The sequence below is a fragment of the Allonocardiopsis opalescens genome (assembly GCF_003002095.1).
GTDB classification, from domain to species: domain Bacteria; phylum Actinomycetota; class Actinomycetes; order Streptosporangiales; family Streptosporangiaceae; genus Allonocardiopsis; species Allonocardiopsis opalescens.
Genome location: NZ_PVZC01000007.1, coordinates 433,717 through 453,627, shown reverse-complemented (window position 1 = coordinate 453,627; position 19,911 = coordinate 433,717). Strand labels below are relative to the sequence as shown.

Genomic DNA, 19,911 nt, shown 5'->3' with positions numbered 1-19,911 from the left:
CGTGTGACCCCTGCTACGTCGATTGCGACATGCTTACATCGATGTAGAGCGCGTGTAAATAGATCGCGTCCGAACTTGACCGGTTGTGATCGATTTCGATCAGATGATCGCCGTGCGTAGGCATGGCAGCGCCCCGCACGGCTCGGCCGTGCGGGGCGGGGGAGTGGCGCGGTCGGTCGGGCGGCGCCCGTCAGCCGCGTTCGTACGCGGCGGTGCGGCGCTGCGCGGCGCTGATCCTGCCGATGTCGAGCTTCTCGCTCCGGTCGAAGCCGTACAGGCCGTTCTGCTCCTGGAAGACGTCGGTCAGCTGCGTGTAGCAGTAGCCGAACATGCCGGGGTCGTCCAGCAGCACCGCCACCAGCCCCTCGAAGCGCCGGTAGAACTCCTCGACATCGCGCGGCCGCTCGCCGTAGCCCCAGGAGCCCTCGCTCTCGCCGGCGCCGGGGCGCCACCAGATCCCGCCGAACTCGCTGCAGAAGTACGGCTGGCCCCGGTAGGGCAGCGACCAGGGGAAGCCGGGGCCCTCGTTGACGTGCGGCCTGCCCTCGGCCAGCCCGGCCATCTGGGCGCGGAAGGCGTCGGGGTCCTGCTCGTAGCTGTGCGAGTCGTAGACGTCGGTCTCGGGCACCCGGTGGGAGTAGCCCGAGGCGTCGATCACCGGCCTGGTCTGGTCCATCGCCTTGGTGGCCAGGAACATCGCCCGGGTCACGTCGTCCAGCGGGGTGGTGCGGTCGTGCAGCCGCTGGTAGGTCTCGTTCAGCGGGCACCAGCCGACGATCGACGGATGGGAGTAGTCGCGCTCCAGCGCCTCCAGCCACTGCGCCACGTAGGAGGCGTCCGGCTGCTGGTTGGCGCCGGAGGTGTGCCCGTCCACACCGCAGCCCCAGTCGCCGAACTCGCCCCACACCAGGTAGCCGAGCCGGTCGGCGTGGTACAGGAAGCGCTCCTCGAAGACCTTCTGGTGCAGCCGGGCGCCGTTGAAGCCGGCCCGTAGCCCGAGTTCGATGTCGGCGACCAGGGCCTCCTCGGTGGGCGCCGTCATCAGCCCGTCCGGGTAGTAGCCCTGGTCGAGCACGAGCCGCTGGAAGACGCGCCGCCCGTTGAGCAGCACGGCCCTGCCCTCGATCGTCACCGAGCGCAGCCCGGCGTAGCTGTCGGCCGTGTCGACCACCCGGCCGGTGCCGTCCAGCAGTTCGAGCCGCAGCCGGTACAGGTGCGGGTCCTCGGGCGACCACAGCCGCCGCCGCTCCTCGGGCACGGCCAGCGTCAGCCGCGGGGCGAAGTCGCGGTCGGCGGGCGCCTCGGCGGCCGCCACCTCGCCCGCGCCGTCGGCCAGCACCGCGCGCACCCGGTGCCCGGGCCGGGTGGCCGACAGCGGCAGCACCAGGTGGAAGGCGCCGCCGGCCAGGTCGGGGGTAATGCGGGGGCGGCGCAGGTGCGCCTCGGGCACCGGCTCCAGCCAGACCGTCTGCCAGATGCCGGTGGTCCTGGTGTAGAAGCAGTGCGTGTTGGCGTACCAGGTCGCCTGCTTGCCGCGGGCCTGCGGGCCGTGCCGGGAGTCGCGCGCCCGCACCACGATCACCGCCTCCTCGCCCGGCGCCGCCACTCCGTGCAGCTCGGCGGTGAACGGGGTGAAGCCGCCCCGGTGCCTGGCCACCTCGACGCCGTTGACCCAGACGGTGGTGTCGTAGTCGACGGCCTGGAAGTGCAGCAGCACCCGCCGGCCGGTCCACTCCGCCGGCACGGTCACCGTGCGCCGGTACCAGACCGCCTCCAGGAAGTCGGTGTCGCCGACGCCGGACAGCTCCGACTCCGGGCAGAACGGCACCGTGATCCGGCCGGACAGCTCGGCCTCGCGCAGGCCGCGCTCAAGGCCGCTGTCGCCCCGGTCGGCCTCGTACTGCCACTCGCCGTTCAGGCAGAGCCAGTCGGGGCGGGCGAACTGCGGCCTCGGGTACTCGGGCCGGGGAACGGCGGGCGCCTCGATGGGCACGGGCTACTCCTCGCATGTCGGAGACGGGTCGGCGGCGGTCCGGACGGGCCGAAGGCCGCGCTCCCGGCGGCGGCCAGCGGCCGCCTCCGGGCGCAAGAGCCATGGCAGCACGTTTTTACATCGATGTAAATGCCTGATCCGCCACGCCCTGCCACGCACTAGGATTCGAGGGGATACGGAGGTGGAAGTGGCGAGCAGGCCCCGCATCAAGGACGTCGCCCGGCTCGCCGGGGTGTCGGAGAAGACCGTCTCCAATGTCATCAACGACTACCCCTACGTCACCGAGAAGACCCGCAGCGCCGTCCGCGAGGCGATCGCGCAGCTCGACTACCGGGTGAACCTCGCCGGGCGCCACCTCAGGAGCGGCCGCACCGGCATCATCGCGCTGGCGCTGCCGATGCTCAGCGTCGGCTACTTCGGCGAGATCGCCAACAACATCGTCCGCGAGGCCGAGGAGCGCTCCCGCACCGTGCTGGTGCACCAGACCGAGGCCCGCCGCGAGCGCGAACTCGACGCGCTCGGCGGCTTCGCCGCCGACTTCGTGGACGGCCTGATCTTCAGCCCGCTGGCCATGTCCCATGCCGACCTGCGCGAGTACCAGGCCCGGCTGCCCATGGTGCTGCTCGGCGAGCAGAACGTGCCGGGGCTGCACGACCACGTCGCCATCGACAACGCCGCGGCCGCTCGCGAGGCCACCGAGCACCTGCTCGCCCTGGGTCGGCGCCGCATCGCGGTGCTCGGCGGGCGCCTGGACGAGAAGATCGGCACCGCCCAACTGCGGGCGCGCGGCCACCTGGACGCGCTGGCCGCCGCCGGGCTGCCCGTCGACGAGCGGCTGATCATGCCGGCCGCCGACTTCTACTGGCAGGACGGCGCCGACCTCGCCGCCGAGCTGCTGGCCGGGCCGCGCCCGCTGCCCGACGCCCTGCTCTGCCTCAACGACCACATCGCGCTCGGCGCGATCCGCACCCTGCACACCGCGGGGGTTCGGGTGCCCGACGACGTCGCGGTGGCCGGCTTCGACGACATCGACGCCAGCCGATACAGCGTGCCCACGCTGACCACCGTCGCGCCCGACAAGGCCAGGCTGGCCCGCGAGGCGGTCGAGCTGCTGGAGAGCCGGATCCACGCCGCGCGCTCGGGCGCCGAGCTGCCGCCGCGCGAGGTCGTCGTGCCGTATGAGCTGCGTGTCCGCGAGAGCACGGCCGGAGGCGGGGCCCGCTAGCGGACGCGGGAGTGTCCCGCCAGCCGGAACACGTCCGTAATCCACATATCGGCCCGTCCGATTGCGGACAGTGAGTGATCCGTGGCGGATCGCGCGCCGCTGACATGGGTGGGGCCGTCCCCGTCCGGCCGTGGCCGCACGGAGGCGATCCGGTGCGTGATCAATTGCGGTCGCTGGAAAAAGATTTAAATATCTCCATCTTTTCAACGACGTTTCCCCAGGGTTATATTCAGCGTGTGGGAGCGCTCCCATACCGGAGTGGAGCCCACGCGTCCGGCCATTCCGTTCCTCGCTCGATCGGGAGGTCCCACCGCGCGTTTTCCGCCGTCTCCGAGGCGAAACCCCAGGTAGCTGGGCTTATTCACGCACGCCCGTCTTCGCAGGCGGCCATTGGTCGGCCCCGGCTGGAACTTCTCTGTCCGTTTTTACCCCCATCAAGGACAGTGAACGTCCGAAGATCATCTTAGGAGTACCCGAATGCAATGGAATCCGCTGACCGCCGCACGGCGATCGCGGCTGTGGCGCGGCGTGGCCGCGTCAACGGCGGTGGTCGCCCTGGGCGCCGGCATGACGGTCGCGGCGACCTCCGCGGCCAGCGCGGCACCCGGATGTGACGTCGACTACACGATCGCGAACCAGTGGGGCAACGGCTTCACCGCCAACGTGACCATCACCAACCTCGGCGACCCGCTGAGCACCTGGAACCTGGAGTGGGACTTCGCCGGGAACCAGCAGGTGAGCCAGACCTGGAGCAGCACCCACACCCAGTCCGGCGCGCACGTGTCCGTCCGCAACGCCAGCTGGAACGGCACCCTGGGGACCAACTCCACGGTGAGCTTCGGCTTCAACGGCACCTACTCCGGCAGCAACGCCGTGCCCACCGAGTTCACGCTCAACGGCACCGTGTGCGACGGCAGCACCGGCCCCGGCGGCCCGACGGACCCGCCGGACCCGACCGACCCCCCGACCGGCAGCAGGGTCGACAACCCCTACGCCGGCGCCCAGGTCTACGTGAACCCGATCTGGTCGGAGAACGCCTCCAACGAGCCCGGCGGCGACGCGATCGCCGACCAGCCGACCGGTGTCTGGCTGGACCGGATCAGCGCGATCGAGGGCAACGGCAGCCCGACCACCGGTGACATGGGCCTGCGCGACCACCTCGACGAGGCGGTCAGCCAGGGCGCCGACGTGATCCAGGTCGTCATCTACAACCTGCCCGGCCGCGACTGCGCCGCGCTGGCCTCCAACGGCGAGCTGGAACCGCACGAGATCGACCGGTACCGCAACGAGTACATCGACCCGATCGCCGAGATCATGTCGGACCCGGCCTACGCCGACCTGCGGATCGTGACGACGATTGAGATCGACTCGCTGCCGAACCTGGTCACCAACACCGGCAGCCGCGAGACCGCGACGCCCGAGTGCGACGAGATGCTGCGCAACGGCAACTACGTCAACGGTGTGGGCTACGCGCTCGCCACCCTCGGCGCGATCCCCAACGTCTACAACTACGTGGACGCCGGCCACCACGGCTGGATCGGCTGGGAGAGCAACTTCCGGCCCAGCGCCGAGCTGTTCTACCAGGCCGCCAACGCCGCCGGCGCCCAGCCGTCGGACGTGCACGGCTTCATCGCCAACACGGCCAACTACTCGGCCCTGCGGGAGGAGAACTTCCGCATCGGCGAGACCATCGCCGGCACCCCGGTGCGCCAGTCCAGCTGGGTCGACTGGAACAACTACATCGACGAGCTGTCCTTCGCCCAGGCCCTGCGCCAGGAGCTGGTCAGCGTCGGCTTCGACTCCGGCATCGGCATGCTGATCGACACCTCCCGCAACGGCTGGGGCGGACCCGACCGGCCCGACGGCCCCGGCCCGACGACCAGCGTCGACGCCTACGTCGACGGCGGCCGCTACGACCGCCGCATTCACCTGGGCAACTGGTGCAACCAGTCCGGTGCCGGCCTCGGCGAGCGCCCGCAGGCCAACCCCGAGCCCGGGATCGACGCCTACGTGTGGATGAAGCCGCCGGGTGAGTCCGACGGCTCCAGCCGCTTCATCGAGAACCCCGAAGGCCGGGGCTTCGACCGGATGTGCGACCCGACGTACGAGGGCAACGCCCGCAACGGCTACAACATGTCGGGCGCCCTGCCTGACGCGCCGCTGTCCGGGCACTGGTTCTCCGCCCAGTTCCGCGAGCTGCTGGCCAACGCCTACCCGCCCCTGTAACCAGGACGGGTCGACCCGGTGGTGAGCGGACACCGGGACCCGCCGCCGCTCCCGCCGTCCCGGGAAGGTCTCCCCGCCTTCCCGGGTGGCGGCCGGCGGCCGGGTGGCCGCGCTCACCCACCATGACGGCGGCGCCCGTGCCGGTCTCCCCCCAAGACCGGTACGGGCGCCGTTTTCACGTCCGGGACGGCGCCGGCCAGCGCAGCTCGACGTGCGCGGTGCCGCCCGAGGGGGCGGTGCGGTGCCCGTAGGCGGCCGACAGCCGGGCCACCAGCGCGAGCCCGCGGCCGCCGACGGCGTCGGGGGCGCTCATGGTGTAGCGGGGGCGGGCGCCGTCGCGGCCGCCCTGGTCGTCGCACTCCACCCGCACGGCGCCCGCGGCGCAGCGCACCCGCAGCCGGAAGCGCCCGCCCGGCTCACCGGAGCGGGTGTGCCGGACGGCGTTCGCGGCCAGCTCGGAGACGAGCAGCAGCGCCGTGTCGGCCACGTCGGCGGGCACACCCGCGTGGGCGAGCATCCGCCGCGTCCAGCGGCGCGCGTCGGGCACCGCCGCGATCGTGCCGCGGAAGGTCGCGGCGGCGTCCGCCTCGTGCCGGAGCCGGTCCGAGTTCCGGAGGGCGAGGTTCGACATGTCGTCAGCTCCGTCCCATCCGCTGCTTGGCCGCGCTTCTCGGACGGTGCTACCCACTACGGCGTTCCGTACGAATATCGGCGCGAGTGCGCAGGCCACGCGGATATGGTGACCATGCGTCACGCGGCTCGCGAATCGCTGGAGAACGGACATGGCGGGCGGGAGGGCCGCGGCGATGACCGTGAAGCGCGCGGCGCTCAGCCGCCGATGAGCAGGCCGACGGCGAAGGCGGCGGCCATCGTGACCAGGCTGACCAGCACATTGCGCAGCACCGCCCGGCCCACCGGGGCCCGGCCGAGGCGCGCGGCGGTGAAGCCGGTGAGCGCGAGGGCGGCCACCACGGCGGCGAAGGTGACCGGCACCCGCGCCTCCACCGGCGGCAGCACGATGGCCAGCAGCGGCAGCAGCGCGCCGAGGGAGAAGGAGACGAAGGACGAGATCGCGGCGTGCCAGGGGTTCACCTGCTGCTCGGGGTCGATCCCCAGCTCGGCCTCGGCGTGCGCGGCCAGGGCGTCGCGTGAGCTGAGCTGCTCGGCCACCTCGCGGGCCAGCTCGGGGGAGAGTCCCTTGTCGCGGTAGATGGCGGTCAGCTCGTCCAGTTCGGCGCCCGGCATCTGCCGCAGCTCCCAGCGCTCCTTGTCCAGCGCGGCCCGCTCGGTGTCGCGCTGCGCGCTCACCGAGGTGTACTCGCCCCCGGCCATCGACAGCGCTCCGGCCACCAGTCCGGCCAGCCCCGCGATCAGCACGGCGGCGCGATCGGTGGACGCCCCCGCCACGCCGACCACCAGCCCGGCCGTGGAGATGATGCCGTCATTGGCCCCGAGCACCCCGGCCCGCAGCCAGTTCAACCGCTCCTCAAGGCGGTCGGTGTGTGGCTCACCCTGGTGGTGACCGGCCGCGGTGCCGGCGGCCGGCCCGCCGTCCGGCTCGGTGGACTCAGGAGGTGAATCGGACATGTGCCCACTTTAGGGTGGCGACCGGCTGCTTCCGGAGCCCGGGGCCGCGCGGCTTCGAACGGCGATCGCGCGAACCGAGCGCGCTTCGGCCGCGCCGTGTCCGGCGCCGGACCGGGCTCAGTCCACCACCGGGTCCGCCAGGACCTCGGCCAGCACTCGGTTCTGGAAGCCGTCGGGGTCCGGGCTCGACAGGCCGCCCATGGTCGCGAGCGCCTTCCACAGCGCCCACCCGCGCGCCCGCCGCCAGGTGTCGTCGGACAGCCCTGCGGCCTCCCGGAAGACCTGCCGCTCGTGCCCCTCGAAGTAGGTCCACGCCATCACCAGGTCGCACGCGGGGTCGCCCACACCGCAGGTGCCGAAGTCGATCACCGCCGAGAGTCCGCCGCCGGCCGCGAGCAGATTGCCCGCGGCGACATCGCCGTGGAACCACACCGGCGCCTGCGGCCAGGCGGAGGTCAGCGCCCGCGCCCAGACGTCCTCGCAGGCGGCGGCGTCCACTTCGTCCTCCAGCGTCACCAGCGCGTCCTGCACCTGGTCGCCGTAGACGCTCGGATGGCAGCCGCGCCAGTAGCAGTGCCGTCCGGCAGCGGGCCCGCGCGTCGCGGGCACCGCGCGCAGGGCCGTCAGGAAAGCACCGAGATCGCGGGCCAGCGCCGTCCGGTCGACACCGTGGGCGTCCGCCAGGGTCTCCCCGGACATCCAGCGCCGCACCGACCAGGGGAAGGGGTATCCGCCGCCCGGCCGCCCGGTCGCCACCACCTCGGGCACCGGCAGCGGCAGGGCCTTGGCCAGCACCGGCAGCCAGCGGTCCTCCTTGGCGACGGCGGCCGCGTAGCTCTCACCACTCGGCAGCCGCACGGCCAGCTCGTCCCCGAGCCGGAAGGTCCGGTTGTCCCAGCCCTGCCGCTCCACGGGCACGATCGGCAACCCGCTCCACTGCGGGAACTGCGCCGCGATGAGCGTCCGGACGAGCTCGGCGGTGATCTCGGGCACGGGTCTCCTCAACACGCATGGTCCGCTGCGACGGGACCGCGCGTTCTCCGGCGGCGACCGGCGAGGCCGCACCGCACGTCTCCCGGGGCGGGATCCTGCCAGGCCGCACGGGGCTCTACCAAGCGAATATCCGTCCGTCATGCACGTATGACGGACAGCCGGCCGATGACCCATTCGGCACGGCGCGACGGCGGTATGGTCGGCGAGTCGGACTGCGGCTCTTGAGAACAACTGAATGAAATCAGTTTCCTTCGCCTGTGGACCCGCAGGTCATGAAGGGTGTTCCCCGTGCGTGCGGGGATGGTCCCGCGACAGTGGAGCTGGCCGTCCTGAACCTACAGTGTTCCCCGTGCGTGCGGGGATGGTCCATACCTGGCGCGGCAGCCGCTCACGCAGGCAGAGTGTTCCCCGTGCATGTGGGGGTGATCCCTTGCTCGGCGTCCAGGCTCGGCAGCCGCACCCGGGGCGTGCTCCGAAGGTCGGCAGGTGTGGGCCAGACTGGGCGTATGGCGATCGAGGTGGATCGGGCGCGGGTGCTGGCGTACCGGACGTGGGCGCACGGCTTGGATCGGACGGTGAGCGATCCGGCCGTGCTGGAGGTGCTGGACCTGGGGATCGCGGAGACGCGGGGCTCGGCGCGGCTGGCCTTGGACGCGCGGCTGGCCGAACCGGCCGGGGCGGTGGGGGACGGACTGGTCCACACCTGGTCGTTCCGGGGCGCGCCGCATCTGCACCGGGGCGCGGACCTGCCCGCGCTCGCCGCGGCGCTGTGGCCGCGTGACGACGTCGACGCGATGGCGCGGCTCGGGGCGGAGCGCACGCCCTTGAAGAAGGCCGGGATCGGCGGGCTGGCCGCCTTCACCGCGGCGACCGCCGCCCTGAACCGGGCTGTCACGGAGCCGTTCGCGGCGGATGCGGCGACGCGAAAGGCGCCGGGCGCAGGCGGTGCGGACGCGTCCGGCGGCGGGGCGGCACCCGTCGGGGTTGCGGCTCTGGACAAGGCGCTGACGAAGGGCGAGGCCAGCGGGCGCGTCACCGAGCTGCTGCCCGACGCCTACGCCCGGGACTGCTCGACCTGCCGGGCGCGGCACGTGTACGGCGGCATCTTCCAGCAGGTGGGCCTGTTCGCGGGGGTCCGGCTGCTGACGGACTCCGCACCGCTGCGGCTGGCGCCCCTGGCCGACGACTGGCGGCCCCCGGGCGCGTCCACCGGAGCGGAACCGCTGATCCGCGCGTATCTGCGGCTGCACGGACCCGCCACCCTCGCCGAGGCGGCCGACTACCTCGGCACCACCCAGAAGGCGCTGCGGCCCGAGTGGCCCGGCACCGGCCTGGTCGAGGTCAGCGTCGACGGACGCACGGCCTGGCTGCCCGAGGACCGCGTCGGCGCGCTCCGCACCGCCGGCGTCGACCGCGGCGGTCCGCTGGTCCGCCTGCTGCCCACCTGGGACCCCTACCTCCAGGCCCGCGACCGCGAGCTGCTGGTCCCCGACGCCGCACTGCGCAAGGAGGTGTGGCGTGTCCTCGGCAACCCGGCCGTGGTCATGGCCGACGGCGAGATCGTCGGCACCTGGAAGCCGTCCGGCTCCGGCACCCGCCTGACCGTCACCGTCCGCCCCTTCGGCCGCCTGACCGAACCCGTCGCGGCCGCCATCGAGACGGAGGCCGCCCGGGTGGCGACGGTGCGCGGGGCGCGCGATGTCCGGGTGACGGGCGCCCGTGATTGAGGGCCCGGTATCGGTAAGGTCGGCCGCGCCGCAATCCTGAGAACCAACCGAATGAAATCGGCCCTCTTCGCTCACAGACCCGCAGGTCGTGAAGGGTGCTTCCCGCGCACGCGGGGATGGTCCGATTGTGGACGGTTTTCCGCCGTGTCGGCGACAGTGCTTCCCGCGCACGCGGGGATGGTCCCTGGTGGCAGGACAACGACCTGGACGAGGAGAGGTGCTCCCTGCGCAAGCAAGGATGGTCCGGACGCACTGTCCGGCTGGAACTTCCGGCCGCTGTGCTCCCCGCGCATGCCGGGATGGTCCGTACAGGGTCAGTGGCGGAACCGGGACGTTCGTGTGCTCCCCGCCATCGCGGGGACGTTCCCGCCCCCGACACCCCAGCCGCCACCCGCCGACCGCCCACCGTCCTCACGATCTAGAGGACAATCAGGATCGACGGCTGCACAATGCGTCAGGGACGGATTGAGTTAGGGCGGGGTCGGATTGTGACGACGGCTATCAACGGCAGGATCGCGGCGGAGCTCGGGGTGGCGCCGCGGCAGGTGGCGGCGGCGGTGGACCTGCTGGACGGCGGGGCGACGGTGCCGTTCATCGCGCGCTACCGCAAGGAGGCGACGGGCACGCTCGACGACGCGCAGCTGCGCACCTTGGAAGAGCGGCTGCGGTATCTGCGGGAGATGGAGGAGCGGCGGGGCGCGATCCTGGAGTCCATCCGCGAGCAGGGCAAGCTGGACGACGCGCTCGAAGCGCGGATCATGGCGGCCGATACGAAGGCGCGCCTGGAGGACATCTACCTGCCCTTCAAGCCGAAGCGGCGGACGAAGGCGCAGGTCGCGCGGGAGGCGGGGCTCGAACCGCTGGCCGACGGGCTGCTCGGCGACCCCACGCGGGACCCCAAGGAGGCGGCGGCCGGGTACGTCGATCCGGAGAAGGGGGTGGCCGACGCGGCGGCGGCGCTGGAGGGGGCGCGGGCCATCCTGGTGGAGCGCTTCGCCGAGGACGCCGACCTGATCGGTGAGCTGCGCGAGCGGATGTGGACGCGCGGGCGGATCGTGTCGCGGGTGAACGAGGGCAAGGAGGAGGCGGGCGCGAAGTTCGCCGACTACTTCGCCTTCGAGGAGCCCTTCACCAAGCTGCCTTCGCACCGCGTGCTGGCGCTGTTCCGCGGCGAGAAGGAGGAGGCGCTCAGCCTCAGCCTGGAGCCGGAGGAGGCCGACGACGCGTCGCCCGGCGCGCTGAACGGCTACGAGGTGCGCATCGCGCGGCGGTTCGGCATCGCCGACCAGGGGCGGGCCGCCGATCGGTGGCTGAACGACGCGGTGCGCTGGGCCTGGCGGACCCGGATCCTGGTGCACCTGGGCATCGACGTGCGGATGCGGCTGCGGCAGGAGGCCGAGGACGAGGCGGTGCGGGTGTTCGCCACGAACCTGCGCGACCTGCTGCTGGCCGCGCCCGCCGGGAGCCGTCCGACGATGGGGCTCGACCCGGGTTTCCGCACCGGGGTGAAGGTCGCCGTCGTGGACGCCACCGGCAAGGTGGTGGACACGGCGACGATCTATCCGCACGAGCCGCAGCGCCGCTGGGACGAGTCGGTCGCCGAGTTGGCGCGGCTGGCGCGGGCGCACCGGGTGGAGCTGGTGGCGATCGGCAACGGCACCGCCTCGCGGGAGACCGACCGGCTGGCCGCCGAGCTGATGAAGCTGCACCCCGAGCTGAAGCTGACCCGGATCTCGGTGTCGGAGGCGGGCGCGTCGGTGTACTCGGCGTCGGCCTACGCCTCCCAGGAGCTGCCCGGTCTCGACGTCTCGCTGCGCGGCGCGGTGTCGATCGCGCGGCGCCTCCAGGACCCGCTGGCCGAGCTGGTCAAGATCGACCCCAAGTCCATCGGCGTGGGCCAGTACCAGCACGACGTGGCCGAGACGAAGCTGTCGCGCTCGCTGAACGCGGTGGTGGAGGACTGCGTGAACGCGGTCGGCGTCGACGTGAACACGGCGTCGGCGCCGCTGCTCGGCCGGGTGTCGGGCATCAGCCAGACGCTCGCCGAGAGCATCGTGCGCCGCCGCGACGAGCAGGGGCCGTTCCGCTCCCGCACCGCGCTCAAGGAGGTGCCCCGGCTGGGGCCGAAGGCCTTCGAGCAGTGCGCGGGCTTCCTGCGGATCCGCGGCGGTGACGATCCGCTGGACGCGTCCAGCGTGCACCCGGAGGCGTACCCGGTGGCGCGGCGGATCGCGGCGGCGACCGGCGCCGGTGTCGCCGAGTTGATCGGCGACAGCGCCCGGCTGCGCCAGGTGCGGCTGGCCGACTTCGTCGACGACACCGTCGGGCTGCCGACGCTCACCGACATCGTCGCCGAGCTGGAGAAGCCGGGCCGCGACCCCCGTCCGGCCTTCACCACCGCCACCTTCAAGGAGGGCGTGGAGAAGATCGGCGACCTGGAGCCGGGCATGCTGCTGGAGGGCGTGGTCACGAACGTCGCGGCCTTCGGCGCCTTCGTGGACGTGGGCGTGCACCAGGACGGCCTGGTGCACGTGTCGGCGATGTCGCGGAACTTCGTCAAGGACCCCCGCGACGTGGTCAAGTCGGGCGACGTGGTGCGCGTCAAGGTGCTCGACGTCGACATCCCGCGCAAGCGCATCTCGCTGACGCTGCGCCTGGACGACGAGCTGCCGGCCAAGGGCGGCGACCGTCCGGCGCAGGGCGGCGGCGCGCGCCGCGAGCGCGGCGGCGGCCAGAACCGGCAGCGCGGCCAGGGGCGCCAGGGCGGCGGGCAGCCGCCGGCGGGCGGCGCGCTCGCCGACGCGCTGCGCCGCGCGGGCCTGGACAAGGGACTCGACCAGGGCCGGGGCGGCGACCGGCGCGGACGCTAGGACCGCCCGGGCGCCGTCCAGCCGGCTGCGGCGGACGGCGCCCGGGCGGCGACGCGGTCGGCAGGCCGCCGCGGCGGAAGGCGATCGCGTCGCACCCGGGAGTCCCAGCCGGTGGCTGATGCCGCCCACTACGCTCGACAGGTCCGGCGAAGCGCCGGGCCCGCCGACGACCGAGCCGCCGCGTCCCGGGCGGCTCGGGCCAAGACGCCCGGGAGCGCCTTCCGTGACCTCGCAGCCCGACGTGGACGTGATCGTCTTCGACATCCTCGGCACCATGGTCGACGAGCCCGGCGGGATCGCCCGCGGCATCCGCCGCCTGCTCCCCGGCGCCGGCGACGCGCGGACGGGCGAGCTGGTCGAACTGTGGCAGCGGCATGTCGACGAGCAGCAGCGCGAGATCCTCGCGGGCCGCCGCCCCTACGCCGGCAGCACGGAGCTGGACGCCGAGGCGGCGGCCAGGGTCGCGGCCGAGGCCGGAGTCGGGGACGCGGAAGCGGTCCGCGCGCTGGCGGCCTGCGGGCGGCGGCTGGAGCCGTGGCCGGACTCCGTCCGGGCGCTGGACCGGATCGCCGCGCGCTTCCCGGTGGTCGGCCTGTCCAATGCCGACCGCCCGGCGCTCACCCGCATCAGCGCGCACGCCGGGCTCCGCTGGCACCAGGTGCTGTCGGCCGAGGACGCGCGCCGCTACAAGCCCCATCCCGACGTCTACCGGCTCGCGCTCGGCAGCGCGGGCCGTCCGCCGGACCGCCTGCTCATGGTCGCCGCCCACGCCTGGGACCTCCGCGGTGCCCAGGCCGTGGGCATGAGGACCGCCTACGTGGCGCGCCCCGTGGGGGACCCGCCCCGGCGGACGGACGCGTTCGACCTGGCGGCGGCGAGCCTGGACGAGCTGGCCGACCGCCTCGCGGCCTGACACCGGGGCGGGCCTTCGGGGGCTGAGCGGTCCGGATCAGGCCGCGACGGGCGTCGCCGCCGCGCGCCTGCCGCGGTAGGCGAGGGTGCGCAGCAGCCATTCGGCGGGTCCGCGCCGGCCGGAGCGTTCCAGGACGACCGCGAAGACCATCGAGGCGAGCCAGACCGCCACCGCCACCAGCGCGGCCTGCCACTGCGAGAGGACGCCGCCCAGCCCGAGGCCCCAGGCGCACAGCAGCGGCGCGAACAGCACCGACTGGAGCAGGTAGCAGGAGAGCGACCGCTTGCCGATGGCGGTCAGGCCCCGCACCACCGGGCCCGGTGACCGGTCCGCCGCGAAGCGCGCGGCGATGAGGGCGAACACCGCCGCGTAGCCGAGGGCCGCGAAGAGCCCGGCGAGGCCGCTCAGCACCAGCGGCGTCCAGGAGGGCACGTCCCACAGGCCGTGCTGGATGAGCACGGACGGCACGCCGCCGAGCCAGCCGACGGGGATGCCGATGGCGGCGGTCCGGACCAGCAGCCTCCGGTGCGCCTCGGGGTTCTCCAGCACCCGGTGCCGCGCGCAGACGAACGCGAGCAGCACGGCGATCGGCACGATCAGCCCCAGGACGCCCTGGCCGAACACCAGCAGCAGCCAGAACTGGAGCCGGGGCAGGATCGACGCGGGGTAGGACTCGATGTCGTTCGGGTTGGGCGTCGTGGTGGTGGTCATGGCGGCGATCTCTGGCGGGATCAGCGCGCCGCCCACCATGAGCAGCACGCCGAGGACCGCCGAGACGGCCGAGAGCACCGCGATCCACACGATGAGCGTCCTGTTCGTGCGGCGCAGGAACAGCCAGGCGGTGATGAGGCCGATCAGGCCGTAGGCGCCGAGCACGTCGCCGAACCAGAGCAGCGCGGCGTGCACCGCGCCGAAGGCGAGCAGCAGGGCGTGGCGCAGCTGCAGCAGGCGGCGCGCCGAGCGTTCGTCGAGTCCGGCCGCCTGCTGCCGGGTGTAGAGCTGCCAGATGCCGTATCCGAACAGGAAGGCGAAGAGGGGATAGCTGCGCGAGTCGATCGCGATGATGGCGATCGTCTGCCAGACGGCGTCGAGGCCGGTCGCGTCCGCGCGGTGGGCGCTGGTGGCGGAGGTCGGTTCCCCGTACAGGAACCACGGCACGTTCGCCAGTGCGATCAGCAGCAGCATGAGTCCGCGCGCCAGGTCGGGCGCGATGGCACGTCTCTGCGGAGGAGACGTTCGGACGTCGGTCGTCATGGTTGTCGCTCTCTGTGGCCGGATGCTGAAGTGGCTGGTTCGCGGGTGCGCCGCGCCCGGTCAGGACGCGTTCTCCGCTGCCCCGCTCGCCTCGCCGGTGTGGGCGAGCGCGCTGGGGGAGAGGCGGCCGACGATCGCGGGCGCCTCGTGGACGAGGGTGTCGTCGGTGAGCGCCTCCACCATGAACAGCGCGAAGTCGACCCGACGGGTCATATTGCTGGCGAGGGCCGGGTCGCCGACGTGGCGGCGCCAGACGGGCAGGCCCTGGCTCTCGCCCTCTTCGAGGTCGCTGCCGCGCACGAGGGTCCAGCGCCGGTCGCTGGCGAAGATCCGCCGGCCCGCCTCCACCTGGTCGTCGATGTCGACGGCGCGTACCAGCCGGGCCAGCGGAGTGACCATCCGCACGGTCGTCTTGAACGCCCAGGAGTACCGGTCGTGCTCGTCGCGGGCGACGTGCCAGCCGCAGGAGAAGACCAGCCGCGCGTGCGGCTCGGCGAAGTCGAGCACCGCCTGCGCCGTGCCCGAGGAGTACTGGTGCACGCCCCAGGGGACCAGCACCGTCAGCACGCCGTCGCAGCCGGCCACCGCCTCGCGGATCACCTCGCGGTCGTTGGTGGGCCCGGGGAGGATCGTGATCCGGTCCGCGAAGGCGGCGAGCTTCGGCACGCTGCGTTCGCGGCAGACGCCGACGACCTGGTAGCCGCGGTCCAGCGCGTGCTGGACCATGTACCGCCCGAGCTTCCCCGAGGCGCCGATGACGCAGACCTTCCTTAAGTCGTCCGTGCTCATGTCCTGCTCCCGTCCCCTTGCCACCCGTGTCTGACTTACGATGTAAGTGAGCGTAGACTTACGCCGTAAGTTGGTCAAGCGGAGTGGAGGAGGTGGCCATGGCCGGACACGGCCGCGGCGCGAAGCCCGAGCGGGCGCCGCTCAACCGGGACCGGGTGGTCGCCGCCGCGGTGGCGGTGGCCGACGAGAAGGGCACGGCGTCCGGGGCCACCATGCGGGCGATCGCCGCCCGGCTGAACGTGGAGGCGATGTCGCTCTACAACCACGTGTCCGGCCGGGACGACATCCTGGACGGGATGGTCGACGCGGTCTTCGGCGAGATCGACCTACCGGAGCCGGGCACCCCGTGGAAGCAGGCCATGCACGACCGCGCCGCTTCCTCACGCGCGGCGCTGCTGCGCCATCCCTGGGCCGTGGGCCTGATGGACTCCCGCAACCGGCCGGGCCCCAACACCCTGCGCCACCACGACGCCGTGCTGGGCTCCCTGCGCGCGGGGGGCTTCTCGGTCCCGATGGCCGGGCACGCCTTCAGCCTGCTCGACAGCTACATCTACGGATTCGTCATCCAGGAGGTGAGCCTGCCGGTCGTGCCCGAGGACGACTTCGACGAGATCGCCAACGAGATCCTGCGCTACATACCGGCCGAGGACCTTCCGCACCTCGCGGAGTTCATGGCCCACCACATCCTCACGCCGGGCTACGCGTTCGCCGACGAGTTCGAGTACGGCCTCGCCCTCATCCTCGACACCCTTCGGCCGGACGAGACCTAGCGGCGGGAACCTCAGCCGGTCAGCGGCGGACGCGGTAGCGGATGTGGGTGGCCTCCGGGGTGTCGATCACCCGCACGACGTCCAGCTCCACCCGCGACGGAAGCACATCGAACAGGCGGCGGCCGGCCCCGAACAGGATCGGGACCTGGTGGATCTGGATCTCGTCCAGCACTCCGGCCTCGATCGCCCGCTGGGCGGTGTACGCGCCGATCACGTGCACGGTGCGGTCGCCGGCGGCAGCCTTGGCCTGGGCCATCGCACTGGCGATGCCGTCGACCACGTAGGTGATCAGCGGATAGGCCGCGACCGACGGGTCGGGCGGCCGGTGGCTGGGCACGAAGACCGGCACGCCCTGGCCGTTGTGGTCGCCGCCCCAGTGGTCGACCTGCTCCGCGGTGCGGCGGCCCGAGACGACGGCGCCGGACGCGTGCACCTCGGCCAGCAGTTCGGCGGCGACCCCAAAGGTGCGGAAGCCGCCCTCCGGGGTGAGGGCCCAGGCGTGCAGCGGGGCGAAGCCGTCGCCGCCGGGATTGCCCGGCCGGTCGTTCGGGCCCGCGACATAGCCGTCGAGCGACACCGACATGTCCAGCACTGACACCGACACTGCGACCTCCTGCGGTCGTGATCCCTCACCGGATGGGAGGCAGCGTAGCCCTCGCGGACGACACTCCCGGGCCGCCGGGCCCGGCCGGCGCGGTCAGGGGAAGCGGGCCCGGTAGAGGTCGCGCAGCAGCGCGATCTCCGCGCCGTGGTGCATGGCCTCGCGGTTGAGGTGCAGGATCAGCGTGGCCATCGGCCGGTCGCCCCAGGGGCCTTCGGCCTCGCCGACCGGGCGCAGCAGCGCGTCGTCGTCCAGGGTGAGCACGCCCTCGCGCCAGGCGCGGTGCTGCTCGTGCAGGGCGGCGAGCCCGCCGGCGGCGGTGGTCGGCCAGTCGGCGGTGGCGACGGTCAGCGAACCGTCGCCGAAGTGCGCGCTGGCGCGGATGCCGAACACCGTGACGGCGATGTGCGCCATCCGCCAGGCGATGGTGGTGACCGGCGCCGGGTCGGGCGGCGGCCACTGCCAGTCGACCTCGCCCCGGCCGTCCGGGCCGGTGCGGATCGTCCAGCAGTCCGGCACCGGCTCCCAGAGGTACTCGTCGTCGGTCAGCCCCTCCAGCCGGGGCAGCATGTTCCGCTCCCAGTAGAAGTCGAGCTGGTCGAGCAGTTCGTCGCGCCAGAACATCCGGTGCTCCTGTCGGGGTCGGTCGGTGCCGCGTGCGCCGATGCCGGACACGACGCTAACGGGGATGACCGACAGGGCTGTGTCGATCTCTGCGCGACCGGGTCCGCGTCGGTGGTCCGGTTCTTACCCGCCCGGCTCAGCCGTCGTGCGTGTGCGCGCCCGTGTCGGCGTTCGAGGGGGCGTCGTCGTCGCCCTCCTCGGCCGGGTCCGGGGCGGTGCGCCGGATGGTCACCGCCGAGATGGCGCGTCCGCTCACCTCGGTGACCTCGGCGGTCCAGCCGTCCATGGTGACCGTCTCGCCCGGCTGCTGCGGGATGTGCCTGAGCGCCGCCACCAGCAGGCCCGCGACGGTGACGTAGCTCCCCGGCGGGCGATCGCGCAGCTCGATGCCGATGTCGCCGAGGTCGTGCACCGGATAGGTGCCGGGCAGCAGCAGCGCGCCGTCGTCCAGGCGGGTGACGGTGCGGATGTCGGAGTCGGTCTCGTCGTAGATCTCGCCGACGATCTCCTCCAGCAGGTCCTCCATGGACACGATGCCGTCGACGGACCCGGCCTCGTCCACCACGAAGGCCAGCTGCTGGCGTTCGGTGGTCATCCGGTGCAGCGCCACCGACACCGTCAGGGAGTCGGGCAGCAGCAGCGGCTGCCGGGCCACCTCGCGCGCCAGGGCCTCGCGGGTGACCAGGTCGGACCAGTGCACCACGCCGATCACGTCGTCCAGGTCGTCGCCCTCGACCACGGGCGCCCGGGAGTGTCCCACCTGGGCCAGCATGCGGGCGGCGTCGTCGGTGCGTGCGTCCGCCGAGATCATGTGCACGTCGCGGCGCGGCACCAGTACCTCGCGCAGCATCCGGTCGGTGATCTCCAGCGCTCCCGAGATGATCGTGCGCTGGGCCGCGGTGATGCCCCGGTGGGTGGTGACCATGTCGCGGAACTCGTCCTCGCTGATCTCCTCGCGCCCGGCCGTGGGGTCGCCGCCCGTCAGCCGCACGACCAGGTCGGTGGAGACGCCGAGCAGCCACACGGCCGGGCGCGACACCACCGAGACGACGTTGAGCGGACGCGCGATCACCAGCGCCCACGGCTCCGCCCGCTGCATCGCGATCCGCTTGGGCGCCAGTTCACCGAAGACGAGGGTGACGTAGGTGAGCACGATCGTGACCAGCACCACGGCGGTGGGCCCGGCGGCGTCGCCCAGCACCGGCGACAGCACCGGGACCAGCGGTTCCGACAGCGCCACGGCGGCGGTCGCCGACGCCAGGAAGCCCGCCAGCGTGATCCCGATCTGGATGGTGGCCAGGAAGCGGTTCGGGTCGCGGGCCAGCCGCGCGACCATGCGGCCGCCGGACCCCCGTTCCTCCAGCCGCTTGATCTGCCCCTCGCGCAGCGAGACCAGGGCCATCTCGCTGCCCGCGAAGGCCGCGTTCAAGATCACTAGCAGCAGGACCAGAGCGAGTTGTATGCCGACGCCGTCCATGAGGCCGCCGCTTCCCTTCATCGGTTCCGAGGTGGAGTGCCGCCCGCGCCGGTTCGCCCTGTCGCGCCTGGCAGTGCTTGCGAATGGAAGCTACCACCCGGTGCCCCGCCTACTCCCGGCGTACCTGACGGCAGGTGCGCCGGAAGTCAGGCGCGCCGCGGCCGGATCAGGAGTCCCGGGTCCCGGCGCCGTGGCGGAGTCCGTCGATGAGCAGCGCGACCATGCGCATGCTGAAGGCGGGCCCCTCGTCCGCCCCGGGCATGCACAGGTGGGCGACGGCGTACAGGACGTCCTTGGCGGGGATGTCGGCGCGGACCTCACCGGCGGCCGCGGCGGCGTCGAGCAGCGACCCGAGGGCCGGGCCGAAGCGCGACATGAAGTAGCCGGGCAGGGCGTCGAAGGCCGGGTCGCCGGAGTGCAGGGCCGCGGCGAGCCCGCGCTTGGTGGCCAGGAACTCGGTGTACCGGTGCAGCCACTTCTCAAGCGCCACCCCGGGCTCGTGGGCCGCGCTCAGCGCCGAAGCGGCGTCGGCGCAGGCGTCCACCTCGCGCTGGAACACGGCCTTGACCAGGTCGGAGCGCTGCGGGAAGTGCCGGTACAGCGTGCCGACCCCGACGCCGGCCAGATCGGCGATCTCCTTGGCGGGCGCGTCGACGCCCGAGGTGCCGAAGGCCGTCTTCGCCGCCTGGAGCAGGGAGTCGATATTGCGCTGCGCGTCGACGCGCAGCCGGCGCTGGGGGCGGGCCGGTGCGCCGGCCGGGTCCGCTCCGTTCGGTGCCGTGTTCTCGGTCACCACACACCCTCCCCTTGTGTTCCGGAACGACTTTCCGTATAGTTCTGGAACGGTGTTCCGCTTCAGTCA

General features: G+C 72.9%; 16 protein-coding genes. 6 read left to right on the top strand and 10 right to left on the bottom strand.

The genetic code is table 11. The features are described 5' to 3' along the window. Positions 1-190: 190 nt before the first annotated feature. Complete coding sequence (locus CLV72_RS23740) at positions 191-1,993, bottom strand: glycoside hydrolase family 2 protein (protein ID WP_211303070.1); 1,803 nt, start codon at positions 1,991-1,993, stop codon at positions 191-193. Positions 1,994-2,180: 187 nt separating this feature from the next. Between CLV72_RS23740 and CLV72_RS23735 the strand changes: the two genes are divergently transcribed. Together CLV72_RS23735 and CLV72_RS23730 are read left to right on the top strand one after the other, a co-directional pair. Further along, positions 2,181-3,218 carry a LacI family DNA-binding transcriptional regulator gene (locus CLV72_RS23735; protein ID WP_245930398.1) on the top strand — a complete coding sequence of 346 codons (1,038 nt, stop codon included), beginning with the start codon at positions 2,181-2,183 and terminating at the stop codon, positions 3,216-3,218. 477 nt (positions 3,219-3,695) lie between these two features. Continuing rightward, entirely contained in the window at positions 3,696-5,444 is a 1,749-nt protein-coding gene (locus tag CLV72_RS23730; protein WP_106250395.1) for a glycoside hydrolase family 6 protein, read from the top strand. Between the two features lie 175 nt (positions 5,445-5,619). Here the strand turns inward: CLV72_RS23730 and CLV72_RS23725 are convergent, their stop codons facing one another. The 3 genes from CLV72_RS23725 to CLV72_RS23715 form a co-directional block, all read right to left on the bottom strand. Further along, a complete protein-coding gene (locus tag CLV72_RS23725; RefSeq protein ID WP_170141087.1) occupies positions 5,620-6,075 on the bottom strand; it encodes an ATP-binding protein in 456 nt (151 codons plus the stop codon). Between the two features lie 197 nt (positions 6,076-6,272). Then, the gene (locus tag CLV72_RS23720) at positions 6,273-7,031 is read right to left on the bottom strand and encodes a VIT1/CCC1 transporter family protein (protein ID WP_106250390.1); all 759 of its coding nucleotides are present in this window, start codon (positions 7,029-7,031) and stop codon (positions 6,273-6,275) included. Positions 7,032-7,148: 117 nt separating this feature from the next. After that, positions 7,149-8,024 (bottom strand): aminoglycoside phosphotransferase family protein, encoded by an 876-nt coding sequence (locus CLV72_RS23715; protein ID WP_106250388.1) that lies wholly within the window; start codon positions 8,022-8,024, stop codon positions 7,149-7,151. A 506-nt stretch (positions 8,025-8,530) separates the two neighbouring features. Between CLV72_RS23715 and CLV72_RS23710 the strand changes: the two genes are divergently transcribed. The 3 genes from CLV72_RS23710 (at position 8,531) to CLV72_RS23695 (ending at position 13,534) form a co-directional block, all read left to right on the top strand. Next, entirely contained in the window at positions 8,531-9,751 is a 1,221-nt protein-coding gene (locus tag CLV72_RS23710) for a DNA glycosylase AlkZ-like family protein (RefSeq protein ID WP_211303069.1), read from the top strand. 488 nt (positions 9,752-10,239) lie between these two features. Then, a complete protein-coding gene (locus CLV72_RS23700) occupies positions 10,240-12,621 on the top strand; it encodes a Tex family protein (RefSeq protein WP_281262431.1) in 2,382 nt (793 codons plus the stop codon). Between the two features lie 223 nt (positions 12,622-12,844). Continuing rightward, a complete protein-coding gene (locus tag CLV72_RS23695; RefSeq protein ID WP_211303068.1) occupies positions 12,845-13,534 on the top strand; it encodes a haloacid dehalogenase type II in 690 nt (229 codons plus the stop codon). 36 nt (positions 13,535-13,570) lie between these two features. On the opposite strand, the gene CLV72_RS23690 is transcribed toward CLV72_RS23695, so the two are convergent. Continuing rightward, positions 13,571-14,788 carry a DUF418 domain-containing protein gene (locus tag CLV72_RS23690; protein WP_106250377.1) on the bottom strand — a complete coding sequence of 406 codons (1,218 nt, stop codon included), beginning with the start codon at positions 14,786-14,788 and terminating at the stop codon, positions 13,571-13,573. Positions 14,789-14,848: 60 nt separating this feature from the next. Further along, a complete protein-coding gene (locus tag CLV72_RS23685) occupies positions 14,849-15,577 on the bottom strand; it encodes an NAD(P)-dependent oxidoreductase (RefSeq protein WP_106250375.1) in 729 nt (242 codons plus the stop codon). Between the two features lie 98 nt (positions 15,578-15,675). Between CLV72_RS23685 and CLV72_RS23680 the strand changes: the two genes are divergently transcribed. Further along, positions 15,676-16,347, top strand: coding sequence for a TetR/AcrR family transcriptional regulator C-terminal domain-containing protein (locus CLV72_RS23680; protein WP_211303067.1), 672 nt, complete (start codon positions 15,676-15,678; stop codon positions 16,345-16,347). Positions 16,348-16,366: 19 nt separating this feature from the next. Here the strand turns inward: CLV72_RS23680 and CLV72_RS23675 are convergent, their stop codons facing one another. From CLV72_RS23675 to CLV72_RS23660, 4 genes are all read right to left on the bottom strand, one after another. After that, on the bottom strand, positions 16,367-16,951 hold the full coding sequence (locus tag CLV72_RS23675; RefSeq protein ID WP_106250373.1) for a dihydrofolate reductase family protein: 585 nt from the start codon (positions 16,949-16,951) through the stop codon (positions 16,367-16,369). Positions 16,952-17,044: 93 nt separating this feature from the next. Continuing rightward, complete coding sequence (locus tag CLV72_RS23670; RefSeq protein ID WP_106250371.1) at positions 17,045-17,572, bottom strand: DinB family protein; 528 nt, start codon at positions 17,570-17,572, stop codon at positions 17,045-17,047. Between the two features lie 136 nt (positions 17,573-17,708). Then, positions 17,709-19,049: a hemolysin family protein gene (locus CLV72_RS23665; RefSeq protein ID WP_106250368.1), complete on the bottom strand. Its 1,341-nt coding sequence runs from the start codon at positions 19,047-19,049 to the stop codon at positions 17,709-17,711. A gap of 166 nt (positions 19,050-19,215) precedes the next feature. After that, positions 19,216-19,842, bottom strand: a complete 627-nt coding sequence (locus CLV72_RS23660) for a TetR/AcrR family transcriptional regulator (RefSeq protein ID WP_211303066.1) — start codon at positions 19,840-19,842, stop codon at positions 19,216-19,218. Positions 19,843-19,911: the final 69 nt, after the last annotated feature.

Excerpts from the sequence above, each read along its gene's own strand:
- CLV72_RS23730 (WP_106250395.1), top strand. The coding sequence starts at position 3,696 with ATGCAATGGAATCCGCTGACCGCCGCACGGCGATCGCGGCTGTGGCGC.
- CLV72_RS23725 (WP_170141087.1), bottom strand. The coding sequence starts at position 6,075 with ATGTCGAACCTCGCCCTCCGGAACTCGGACCGGCTCCGGCACGAGGCG.
- CLV72_RS23720 (WP_106250390.1), bottom strand. The coding sequence starts at position 7,031 with ATGTCCGATTCACCTCCTGAGTCCACCGAGCCGGACGGCGGGCCGGCC.
- CLV72_RS23710 (WP_211303069.1), top strand. The coding sequence starts at position 8,531 with ATGGCGATCGAGGTGGATCGGGCGCGGGTGCTGGCGTACCGGACGTGG.
- CLV72_RS23690 (WP_106250377.1), bottom strand. The coding sequence starts at position 14,788 with ATGACGACCGACGTCCGAACGTCTCCTCCGCAGAGACGTGCCATCGCG.
- CLV72_RS23685 (WP_106250375.1), bottom strand. The coding sequence starts at position 15,577 with ATGAGCACGGACGACTTAAGGAAGGTCTGCGTCATCGGCGCCTCGGGG.
- CLV72_RS23680 (WP_211303067.1), top strand. The coding sequence starts at position 15,676 with ATGGCCGGACACGGCCGCGGCGCGAAGCCCGAGCGGGCGCCGCTCAAC.
- CLV72_RS23670 (WP_106250371.1), bottom strand. The coding sequence starts at position 17,572 with ATGTTCTGGCGCGACGAACTGCTCGACCAGCTCGACTTCTACTGGGAG.
- CLV72_RS23665 (WP_106250368.1), bottom strand. The coding sequence starts at position 19,049 with ATGGACGGCGTCGGCATACAACTCGCTCTGGTCCTGCTGCTAGTGATC.